Consider the following 11,101-nt stretch of genomic DNA (forward strand, 5'->3'; position numbering starts at 1 on the left):
CATCCGTATTAGCGGCTATAAAACGCACGCCTTCTATTTGTTGTTTTACCATGTGCTCAACAGCGTTACCGCCACCACCGCCCACGCCGATTACTTTTATTACAGCTTCTTCGCTGTGTTGTTCCATTATATCAAACATGTTTACTCTCCGACTTGAGTCTTAAAACTCGCCTTGGAACCATTTAGTAATGCGGTTCCACCAATTATTGTTATCCTCTGCTTTCGACTTTTGTGCATTCATCGATTGCATGGTACGCCCGTATTGTAACAAACCAACAGCGGTTGCGTACGAAGGATCATCTACATAGTCTGTCAAACCAACCATCCCGATTGGTTTGCCTATTCTTACTGGCATTTGGAAGATGTCTTCTGCCACTTCCATAGCGCCAGTCATTTTAGCAGTTCCGCCTGTTATAACGAGACCTGCCGCAATTTGGTCTTCTAAGCCTGAACGACGAATTTCTTCCATCGCAAGCTCAAATAATTCTCTAAAACGAGGCTCTACCACCTCAGATAATGTATGGCGCGACATTAACCTTGCTGGTCGTCCGCCTACACTTGGTACTTCAATTGTGTCTTCGCTACTTGCCATTTGGCTACTAGCACATGCGTATTGTACTTTGAGTGACTCTGCATGTGATATAGGTGTGCGAAATATTTTTGCAATATCACCAGTAACTTGGTTACCCGCTACAGGTATAACCGCAGAGTGACGAAGTGCGCCATTGATATAAATGGTGATATCCATAGTACCGCCACCAATATCAAGTACTGCAACACCTAGCTCTTTTTCGTCATCTGTTAGTACAGAATAACATGACGCAAGTGCAGTAAAGATAAGTTGATCGACTTCAAGACCACAGCGTTCTACACATTTTTCGATATTTTTTGCCATATCGTTTGAGCACGTAATGATATGTGCACGCGCTTCCATACGAACGCCGCTCATGCCTAGTGGGTTTTTAATGCCCTCTTGCATATCAATGCTGTATTCTTGCGGCAATGCATGCAGCATTTTACGCTCTGCTGAAATAGGCACAGAACGCGCAATATGTATTACGTTTTCAATATCTTCGTCAGTGACTTCGGTGTTATTGATTGCCACCACACCACTTTCGTTTTGACACTGTATATGTTTGCCAGAAATACCCAAATACACAGAGCTTATACGACAATCAGCCATTAACTCGGCCTCGTCTATTGCTCGTCGAATAGACTCAGACACTAAGTTTAAATCGTTAACGCCGCCTTTATCCATACCATGAGATACTTGGCTGCCCACACCAACAATGCTGAGCTTGTTATCTGCGGTGATTTCACCTACCGTGGCAACCACTTTCGAGGTGCCAACGTCTAATCCTATTACTAGGTTTCTTTCTGCTGACTTAGTCATGCCTTACTCTTATTTTGTAATTGTTCTTCTTGCATTGGCTTAAAGCTTACTGCAAGGCCGGTATCATACCGTAAATCGATTGTATCTACTTGTGCATCTGCACGTTGTTCCATTCGTGGATAAACGTCTATAAAACGTTGTACACGCTTGGCTTTATCTTTACGTCCTAAATTTAAGCGAATCCCGTTATCTAGCCAAAGTTGCCACGAAAAACGCTCCGATAATGCCAAACTTGTTAATGTTAAACCATTAACTCTGAGCATTTCATCAAATTGCTTAAAAGCAACCCACGCCTCTTCTTCGCTACCTTCTGGGCCATATAACTGCGGTAAGTTATCATCTAACTTATCGCTGCTGGCTTGAAATGCTTGGCCACTTTGGTTGAGCAACAAGTCGCTATTCCAGTGGGCAACTACTTCATGTTCAACTACATACACCTGTATAGTATCAGGCCATTGTTTACGTACCGAAGCGGTAGCAACCCAAGGCAAGTCTTGAACTAGCTGCTGCACGTGCTTAACATCAAGTTCAAAAAAACTACTTAAATCGGCTTTTTTAATTGCTTTTATAATTGCCGTTTCATCTGTGTATTTGGGATGCCCTTGCACTGTAAGGTGCTTAATTTGAGCATCTTTATTTTCAACTAACCAATCAGATACACCGGTGGTTATTTGTACTAAGCCTATAACCACAACCAGAAAAAAACTCACTCCAAAAATCAGCGACCAATTAAAGTTAAGTTGCTGTTTTAGTTGTTGAGCTTTTTCTAAAAGGGGATGCATATTAAAGCGTTTGCTCTAAAATGCGAACAACTAATTGTTCAAAAGTTGCCCCGTTCGCTTTTGCAGCCATCGGTACTAGTGACTTTTCAGTCATGCCTGGTACTGTATTTACTTCAAGCAGGTAAAAATTCCCTTGCTCGTCTTGCATAGCATCAACACGACCCCAACCACTTGCACCCACTAAATCAAACGCATCTAGCGATATGGCTTGTAAGTACTTAGTATCTTGCTCTGATAAATCTGCAGGGCAATGATACTGGGTTGTATTTGATTGATACTTAGCTTGGTAATCGTAAAAGCCATTAGGTGTCGTCATCTCAATGACTGGTTGTACATCCTCGCCAAGCACCGTAATTGTAAACTCACGACCAGTGATCCACTGCTCTACAAGTACTTGGTTATCAAACTTAAATGCATTAGCTAGTGCATCTTCAAGCTCTTGTGTTGTACTTGCTTGCGCCATACCTATGCTTGAACCTTCATGCGATGGCTTAACCATTACCTTTTTAAATTCATCCATAATGGCTTTAGCATCAAAACCTTTTTTAGCATCAACTACGGTATAAGGTGCAGTGCTTAAACCCGCTGATTTAAATAAGTGCTTACAACGTACTTTATCCATAGCAAGTGCTGAACCTAGTACATTACTGCCCGTGTAAGGCAAGTTCATAAATTCAAGTGCTCCCTGCACTGTGCCGTCTTCGCCACCACGGCCATGCAAAGCAATAAAAACGCGATCTACATTTAATTCTTTTAACTCCCACAAAGAACGACTTTGTGGGTCAAATGCAATTGCATCAATACCACTATTTTGCAGCGCATTTAAAACAGCCTGACCCGATCGTAAAGACACTTCACGCTCTGCTGAGTTACCACCTAGCAGTACCGCTACTTTACCAAATTGTGTGTTTACCTGAGTCATACTTCACCTTGCTTAAGTTTTTCTATCGACATACCCGTTGCAGCTAATGTTTTAACTAACTGGCCTATATTACCAGCGCCTTGGGTTAATACTAAATCATTGTTTTGTAAATTTGCGGCCAAAACACCTGCAAGCTCAGCATTTGTTGCTACGTGCAGCGGCTCTTTGCCACGTTGGCGAAGGCTACGACATAAGCTTTTGCTGTCTGCCCCCACAATAGGATCTTCACCAGCGCTATACACATCAAGTAATAGCAACTGATCTACATCAGCAAGTACTTTTACAAAATCTTCGTATAAGTCGCGTGTACGAGAAAACCTATGAGGTTGATAAACCATTACTAAACGCTTATCAGGCCAACCTTCACGTACTGCTGCAATTGTTGCTGCAACTTCTGAAGGGTGATGCCCGTAATCATCAACTAACATCACATTGCCCCGCTCGTTTTCAAATTCACCATAATGCTGAAAACGACGACCAATGCCTTCAAACTTATGCAGCGCTTCTAAAATTGCATGATTCGCAATGTTTTGATCTTTTGCAACAGCAATCGCAGCGGTTGCATTAAGTGCATTGTGTCTACCTGGCATATTTAACGTGGCAGTTAAACACTCACCTTGCTTGTTAGTTACTGTAAATGTGCACGTATTAGCTGATTGGCTAAAGTCGCTCATGCGATAATCAGCATCCTTCGATTCGCCATACGTGATAACTGGGCGACCAAAGCGAGGGATAAGCTCTGCAGCAACTTCAGAATCAATACATACAACAGCTAAACCATAAAACGGCAAGTTATGAATAAAATCGACATACGTGTCTTTCATTTTTTCAAGACTGCCGCCGTAAGTATCCATGTGATCTTCTTCAATATTTGTGATCACCGAGACCATTGGCTGTAAGTGTAAAAACGACGCATCGCTTTCATCAGCTTCTGCTATTAAAAAATCACTTTTACCTACTTTTGCGTTACTACCTGCGCTATTTAACAAGCCACCAATAATAAAAGTTGGATCGAGCCCTGCTTGTCCATAAATACTTGCAATTAGGCTTGTTGTCGTTGTTTTACCATGCGTACCCGCAATTGCTATACCGTGGCGAAAACGCATTAGTTCTGCGAGCATTTCTGCGCGGCGCACAACAGGGATTCTTGCGGCCTTAGCTGCAATAATTTCAGGGTTTGTTTCATCAATCGCGCTTGAAACAACCACTACATTGGCATCTTTCACGTTATTTTCATGATGGCCAATAAATACCTCAGCACCGGCTTTAATTAAGCGATCTGTCATAGCGCTATGAGCAATGTCAGAACCTGTAATACGGTAGCCTTCAAAAGCGAGTACTTCAGCAATACCGCCCATACCGGCTCCACCAATACCAATAAAGTGAATGGTTTCTATTCGGCGCATTGCTGGGCGCGTGTGTTTTTCTTGTACTGACGTTTCTTTCACTTATTTTCTCTTATTTGTTACTTGCTCACAGTGCGTTGCTACGCTTGCTGTGGCATCTAAAATGGCTTGTTTTTTTGCATTTGTAGCCATTTCAGTAATTAATGAAGGTTGGGCTAAATATGGGCTTAATAGTTCAACAATTGATTGTTTATTAAACTGCCCTTGTGGCATTAATAATGCGCCATTAGCCATCACTAAATATTGTGCGTTTGCTGTTTGATGGTCATCCACGGCATGTGGAAAGGGGACAAAAACAGCCATTTTACCTGCTGCTGCAATTTCGCTAACAGTTAATGCACCAGCGCGGCAAACAACAATATCAGCCCAGCTATACGCCGCGTCCATATCATCAATAAATTCAGCTATTTTTGTATTACCATCCGCAAAGCCATGCATTTTATAAGCTGTTTCTACAGTAGATAAATGACCTTTACCTGTTTGATGCCATACGCTTATAGGAGCTGTATTATTTAGTACTTTAAATGCTTCTGGTAATGTTTGATTAAGCACTTGTGCACCGAGCGAGCCCCCTACCACTAAAATATTAATAGGACTTGATACATCGCGTTTGGCTATATTCATAACGCTTTGGCGAACTGGGTTACCTACTAGCTCGGCTTGACCCTGTGCAAAAGCACTTGGAAATGCTGCTAATACACGTGTAGCCACCTTAGCTAGCAGTTTATTGCTCATACCCGCTACAGCGTTTTGCTCGTGAATAACTAACGGAATACCTAAACTCTTTGCGGCAATTCCCGTGGGTCCCGTAACATAACCGCCCATTGCAAGTACTACATCAGGGCGCTGTTCTTTCAATACCTTACGCGCTTGCAATACTGCATTAACTACCATGAATGGGGCTTTAATAAGACGTTTTAATCCGTTACCACGAACACCTTTTACATTAATAAAATCAATATCTATATTATGCTTAGGTACAACGCTTGCTTCCATTCGATCTGGTGTGCCAATCCAGCTAACTTGCCAGCCCTGCTGTTTTAAATAATCAGCCACTGCAATACCAGGAAAAATGTGTCCGCCAGTTCCACCAGCCACTACTACTAATTTTTTACTCATCGCTTACCTCCACCTGAGGTGGCTTGCTTGGTTGCCATTTTGGTTTCAAAATCTACGCGCAATAAGATGCCCGTGGCAATGGTCATAATTAACAAGCTTGAACCACCATAAGAAATAAATGGCAGGGTTAAACCCTTAGTTGGCAAAATACCCGCGCTCGCACCTACATTCACCATGGTTTGAAATGCAAACCAAATACCAATGGCAAACGAAAAATAGCCTTCGTATTCTTTGCCACACTTAAGCGCTTGTTGGCCTATTAATAACGCTCTAAATACTAAAGTAGCTAATACCATTAAAATACTCACAACGCCTATTAAACCAAGTTCTTCACCTATTACAGCAAAAATAAAATCGTTATGCGCTTCAGGTAAATATTGCAGTTTTTGTACACTGTTACCTAAGCCTTGGCCAAACCAACCACCTTGGCTATAAGCCATTAGCGATTGAACCAACTGATAACCTTTACCAAAAGGATCATCCCAAGGGTCTAAAAAGCCAACAACACGCGCCATTCGATATGGTTCAACAATAATCAGTAATACAACTAAACCGACGCCAGTTAGAATAAGTACAAAGAACTGCCATAATTTAGCGCCAGCTAAAAACAGTAAACCAACCGTTGTTACAAACATAACAACCACTGTGCCTAAATCAGGTTGCAGCAAAATAAGCAGCGCATACACTGCAAATACAGCTATTGGCTTTGCAAAGCCTTTAATATTTTCTTGTACTTCTTCGCGTTTTCTTACCAAATAACCCGCAATATAACTAAAAAAGTATAATTTAGCGGCCTCAGCCACCTGAAAACCAACAGGTCCAATAGGTATCCATCGTTTAGCACCATTCACTTCACGCCCAACAATCAATACCGCTATTAACAGCACCATGCCTAGTATTAATAAATAAGGGTTGGATCGTTTCCACCAATCCATTGGCACACAAACACTTATCCAAAAAAGCACAAAAGACATTGCCAAAAACATGCTGTGGCGAATAGTAATATGGTATGGGTCATCAAATAACCGCTCAGCGGTCGGCATTGAAGCGCTGGTTACCATGATAAAACCAACACCAATTAACATAATTACGCAGTACAGCAGCGGTACATCATACAACTGACCTGAAGGTTTTGGTGTTAATGCATCTCTTATATCGGCAAAAGCAATCATAGTTGCCCTGCCATAACACATTGAATAAAGTCATCACCACGTTGCATATAGTTGTTATACATATCAATGCTGGCACATGCAGGTGCTAACAAAACAATATTGCCTGTACTACTAAGTACGTTGGCCAAAGCAACGGCTTCTTCCATGTTGTTAGTTAAATAGCTCTTATTGGTAATCGCAGCTAAGTCACTTGCATCTTTACCAAAACAAATTAATGCTTTTACATGCTGTTCTATGTAGGGTTTAAGTGCGTTTAAATCAGCGCCTTTAGCATCGCCACCTGCAATAACAATCAGGTTTTCACCATCACTAGCCAAGCTATCTATTGCAGCAATGGTCGCTCCAACATTCGTTGCCTTTGAATCGTTAAAATACTTTACACCGTTAAGCTCAGCTACAAATTGGCAGCGATGAGCCAACCCATTAAATTGACCTAACGCGTTCTTATATTGATCTTTACTTACTTCAAACGGACTTAAAAGCGCCATTACTGCAAGCGTATTTAAATAATTGTGCTTACCCACTACCGCAAGCGTATCAACAGGTAAAAAGGCATCGTCTTTAAGCATAAAATGAGTTTCGCCATTATGCTGCGCTAAATGGTAATCACCTTGCTGAGCACCAAAGCTGATTAGGGGGGTTGTACCGCGCTCAACTGGATGTGTTTGAATATCGTCGGCATTGACAACAATAAGCTCTGCACCGTCATAAATACTTAGCTTTGAGTCTATATAAGCTTGGTAACTGTCGTATCGGTCAAGGTGATCTTCTGACACATTTAATACCGTTGCACTCACAGGTTTTAAACTCGTTGTGGTATCTAACTGAAAACTAGATAACTCAAGTACATACACATCAAAATCATCGTTGAGTAAATCAAGCACCGCTGTGCCAATATTCCCACCCAAAGCAACTTTATAGCCGGCTTCTTTTAATACTTCATAAGCGAGCGTAACCACGGTTGATTTACCGTTAGAGCCCGTAACAGCAACAACCGGTTTTGTATTAATACGTGCAAATAACTCAACGTCGCCAATCACTTCAACACCTGCGTTAATTGCATTTGCAATAGCTGGTATTTTTAAGCTAAGCCCAGGGCTTATAATAATCATATTGCTTGAACAAAGCTCAGCGTCATCTAAATTACCAAAGTGGGTATCTAGATTTGGCGCATGCTCTTTTAACCAATCAATCCCCGGTGGGGTTGCTCGGCTATCAACGACCTTGGGGGCGAGGCCATGAGATAATAGAAAACGCACAATGCCCAGACCGGTTACACCGAGTCCGAGCACTGTTATTTGTTTGTTTTTTATCTCGTTTAAATACTGCATTTATCGAATCTTTAAAGTAGCTAAGCCAGCAAGCACTAGCACAACAGAAATAATCCAAAAGCGCACAATAACGCGAGGCTCTGGCCAACCTTTTAATTCATAATGATGGTGAATCGGCGCCATTCTAAAAATGCGTTGTCCGCGCAATTTATACGAACCCACTTGTAATATTACCGATAGTGCTTCCATTACAAATACACCGCCCATAATAATAAGCAGTAATTCTTGGCGTACTAAAACAGCAATAATACCTAATGCACCACCAAGTGCTAATGAGCCAACATCGCCCATAAATACTTGTGCTGGGTAAGTGTTAAACCATAAAAAGCCAAGCCCTGCGCCCACAATGGCAGTACACACAACGACAAGCTCACTCGCTAGCGGTAAATGTGGAATATGTAAGTAAGCCGAAAAGTTAATATTACCTGTTAAATAAGCAATAATTGCCAATGCCGCAGCCACCAAAATAATTGGCACAATCGCCAAACCATCTAAGCCATCGGTCAGGTTTACCGCGTTTGATGTACCTACTATGGCAAAATACGTAAGCACGATATAAAACAAACCTAATTGCGGTAACACGTCTTTAAAAAATGGAACAACAAGTGATGTCTCAGATGCTTGTGCACTGGTAAAGTACAAAGCAGTAGCTACAACTAATGCAATGACCGATTGCCAAAAGTACTTCCACTTAGCAATTAAACCTTTTGGGTCTTTACGAATAACTTTACGGTAATCATCAACAAAGCCGACAATACCTAACGAGCCAATTACAAACAGTGTTGCCCATACATATTTATTTGATAAATCGGCCCAAAGTAGCGTGCTTGTAAAAATAGCCGCCAAAATAAGTAAGCCACCCATTGTCGGTGTACCCGACTTAGACAAATGCGATTGCGGACCATCGTCGCGAACTGTTTGACCTATTTGCATACGTTGCAAACCACGAATTAATTTAGGCCCCAAATAAAGAGACATAATTAGCGCAGTTAAAATACCTAAAATGGCACGTAGCGTTAAATACGAAAAAACATGAAAACCACTAAAATACTGTGTTAAATACTCTGCCAGCCAAACTAACATTATGATACTCCATTGATGGCTTGTTGCTGGCCATTAACTAAATCGGTTACTAATAATTCCATGCGAGAACTGCGCGATCCTTTCACTACTATTGTTGTTTTTTTATTCACTTTATTAATACTTTCTTGAATTTTTTGCTGCATCTGTTCGCGGCTCGAAAAGTGGCGATTAGGGAGTTCAAACACATCACTTGCGTATTTACTTAACACGCCTAATGTAAATAACTCATCAATCCCTTGTTCAAGTGCATACTCGCCAACTTCTTGATGGTACTTACGTGCATCTTCACCAAGCTCACCCATATCTCCGAGTGCTAAAATGCGGTGACCTTGCATATCACTTAACAAGTCAATCGCAGCCTTTACCGACTTAACATTGGCATTATAGGTGTCATCAACCACGGTAAGTAAATCAGACACTTCAATTAAATTAACGCGCCCTTTTACATCACCCATTGTGGCAAGTGCATTGGCTATTTCTTCAAGGGTTACATCAAATTCACTGGTCAGCGCCGCAGCGATAAGTGCATTACTAATATTATGCTTACCAGGTAGTGCCAAAGTAACAGGCACTTGCTTGTTTTTAGCGCAAAGCGTAAAGCTTGCACGTGCATTGGCATCAAGCGTGATGTTCTCTGCCCAAATGTCTAGTTTTTCGGTTGTAGAAAAGCGTTTAACATTACGCCCTTCAAGTTTATCTAACCAATACTGGCTAAATTCACTATCGCAATTAACAATGGCAACGCCGTCATCTTTTAGGCCATCAAAAATCTCACCTTTAGCTTTTGCAACGCCCATTAAGCTACCAAAACCTTCTAAGTGAGCTGCTGCAACATTACATACAACGGCCACATCTGGTTTTGTCATTGCCGTTGTGTAAGCAATTTCACCTAAGTGATTTGCACCTAGCTCAATAACAGCAAAACGATGTTGAGGCTCTAAGCGCAATAACGTAAGAGGGACGCCAATATCGTTGTTAAAATTACCTTTAGTAGCTAATACATCACCGTGAACCGACAAAATTGCCGCACACATTTCTTTTACGGTGGTTTTGCCTACACTCCCTGTAATTGCAATTGTTTTAGGCGCCACTTGGGCCATAACAGCGGTGCCAATTGTACCTAGTGCAATACGTGTATCGCTTACTATAAATTGTGGAATATCTACATCAACTTTGTGCTGAACAATAACGCCTATAGCGCCTTTTTGTTTAGCCTCAGCTATAAATTTATGGCCATCAAAATTTGGCCCTTTCAGTGCTAAAAACACTTCGCCATCGCACACTGTGCGAGTATCAGTATTTATATTTAGCACGTGTTGATTATCACCTTGATAATCAGTTGTTAGCACATTAGCTAACCAATCAAAATCCATTGGGATCATTGTGTTATCCCTCTTACTGCTTTTTTTAGTTGTTCTTGTACATAGCGGCGATCGCAAAAGTCGATGCGCTTATCGCCTATAATTTGATAATCTTCGTGGCCTTTACCTGCAATCAAAATAACGTCATCTGCCGTTGCATTTTCAATGGCGTAGCTAATTGCTGTGGCTCTATCTGCTTCTAAATGCGCTTTTTCAGGATGGGTTAAACCGCTAGCTACATCGGCAATAATGTCATCAGGATTTTCTGTTCGAGGGTTATCACTGGTAATAATCACTTTATTAGCGTTTTGCTCAGCAGCTTGCGCCATTAATGCGCGCTTTCCTTTGTCTCTGTCACCACCGCAACCAAATACACAACTTACACCACCTGGCACATGCAGCTGCAATGCTTGTAATGCAAGTGCAAGTGCATCGGGTGTATGGGCGTAATCAACAACACACGTCGGCATGCCTGCTTGGCTAAATGCTTGCATTCGCCCAGCTACTGGCTGTAACTGCGCACAACCAGCAA

Annotated in this window: 10 protein-coding genes and 1 pseudogene; all 11 read right to left on the bottom strand. The window is 41.6% G+C overall.

The genetic code is table 11. From position 1 onward, the window contains the following. Positions 1-139: pseudogene (locus L652_RS1000000124810) on the bottom strand (cell division protein FtsZ); the annotation flags it as partial. Between the two features lie 21 nt (positions 140-160). Next, positions 161-1,393, bottom strand: coding sequence for a cell division protein FtsA (gene ftsA, locus L652_RS0100725; protein WP_007582937.1), 1,233 nt, complete (start codon positions 1,391-1,393; stop codon positions 161-163). After that, a complete protein-coding gene (locus L652_RS0100730) occupies positions 1,390-2,175 on the bottom strand; it encodes a cell division protein FtsQ/DivIB (RefSeq protein ID WP_002957996.1) in 786 nt (261 codons plus the stop codon). Before L652_RS0100730 ends, ftsA begins: the two co-directional genes overlap by 4 nt. A 1-nt stretch (position 2,176) precedes the next feature. Beyond that, positions 2,177-3,097 carry a D-alanine--D-alanine ligase gene (locus L652_RS0100735; protein WP_024596374.1) on the bottom strand — a complete coding sequence of 307 codons (921 nt, stop codon included), beginning with the start codon at positions 3,095-3,097 and terminating at the stop codon, positions 2,177-2,179. Further along, positions 3,094-4,545 (bottom strand): UDP-N-acetylmuramate--L-alanine ligase, encoded by a 1,452-nt coding sequence (gene murC / locus L652_RS0100740; RefSeq protein WP_024596375.1) that lies wholly within the window; start codon positions 4,543-4,545, stop codon positions 3,094-3,096. The genes L652_RS0100735 and murC overlap by 4 nt, the downstream gene beginning before the upstream one ends. After that, a complete protein-coding gene (murG, locus tag L652_RS0100745) occupies positions 4,546-5,622 on the bottom strand; it encodes an undecaprenyldiphospho-muramoylpentapeptide beta-N-acetylglucosaminyltransferase (protein ID WP_024596376.1) in 1,077 nt (358 codons plus the stop codon). It lies immediately after the preceding gene. Next, positions 5,619-6,794 (bottom strand): cell division protein FtsW, encoded by a 1,176-nt coding sequence (gene ftsW / locus L652_RS0100750; protein WP_024596377.1) that lies wholly within the window; start codon positions 6,792-6,794, stop codon positions 5,619-5,621. The genes murG and ftsW overlap by 4 nt, the downstream gene beginning before the upstream one ends. After that, the gene (gene murD, locus L652_RS0100755; RefSeq protein ID WP_024596378.1) at positions 6,791-8,125 is read right to left on the bottom strand and encodes a UDP-N-acetylmuramoyl-L-alanine--D-glutamate ligase; all 1,335 of its coding nucleotides are present in this window, start codon (positions 8,123-8,125) and stop codon (positions 6,791-6,793) included. Before murD ends, ftsW begins: the two co-directional genes overlap by 4 nt. Further along, positions 8,126-9,208 (bottom strand): phospho-N-acetylmuramoyl-pentapeptide-transferase, encoded by a 1,083-nt coding sequence (gene mraY, locus L652_RS0100760; RefSeq protein ID WP_002957990.1) that lies wholly within the window; start codon positions 9,206-9,208, stop codon positions 8,126-8,128. Continuing rightward, positions 9,208-10,590, bottom strand: coding sequence for a UDP-N-acetylmuramoyl-tripeptide--D-alanyl-D-alanine ligase (gene murF / locus L652_RS0100765; protein WP_024596379.1), 1,383 nt, complete (start codon positions 10,588-10,590; stop codon positions 9,208-9,210). The genes mraY and murF overlap by 1 nt, the downstream gene beginning before the upstream one ends. Beyond that, a partial coding sequence (locus tag L652_RS0100770; RefSeq protein WP_024603186.1) for a cyanophycin synthetase occupies positions 10,587-11,101 on the bottom strand: 515 nt, incomplete at its 5' end. The genes murF and L652_RS0100770, both read right to left, overlap by 4 nt.

The organism is Pseudoalteromonas sp. TB25 (assembly GCF_000497995.1).
GTDB classification, from domain to species: Bacteria; Pseudomonadota; Gammaproteobacteria; order Enterobacterales; family Alteromonadaceae; genus Pseudoalteromonas; species Pseudoalteromonas distincta.

Bases quoted from the DNA above. Each gene is read 5' to 3' on its own strand.
- murF (WP_024596379.1), bottom strand. From the start codon at position 10,590: ATGATCCCAATGGATTTTGATTGGTTAGCTAATGTGCTAACAACTGAT.
- murG (WP_024596376.1), bottom strand. From the start codon at position 5,622: ATGAGTAAAAAATTAGTAGTAGTGGCTGGTGGAACTGGCGGACACATT.
- mraY (WP_002957990.1), bottom strand. From the start codon at position 9,208: ATGTTAGTTTGGCTGGCAGAGTATTTAACACAGTATTTTAGTGGTTTT.
- ftsA (WP_007582937.1), bottom strand. From the start codon at position 1,393: ATGACTAAGTCAGCAGAAAGAAACCTAGTAATAGGATTAGACGTTGGC.
- L652_RS0100730 (WP_002957996.1), bottom strand. From the start codon at position 2,175: ATGCATCCCCTTTTAGAAAAAGCTCAACAACTAAAACAGCAACTTAAC.
- murD (WP_024596378.1), bottom strand. From the start codon at position 8,125: ATGCAGTATTTAAACGAGATAAAAAACAAACAAATAACAGTGCTCGGA.
- L652_RS0100735 (WP_024596374.1), bottom strand. From the start codon at position 3,097: ATGACTCAGGTAAACACACAATTTGGTAAAGTAGCGGTACTGCTAGGT.
- ftsW (WP_024596377.1), bottom strand. From the start codon at position 6,794: ATGATTGCTTTTGCCGATATAAGAGATGCATTAACACCAAAACCTTCA.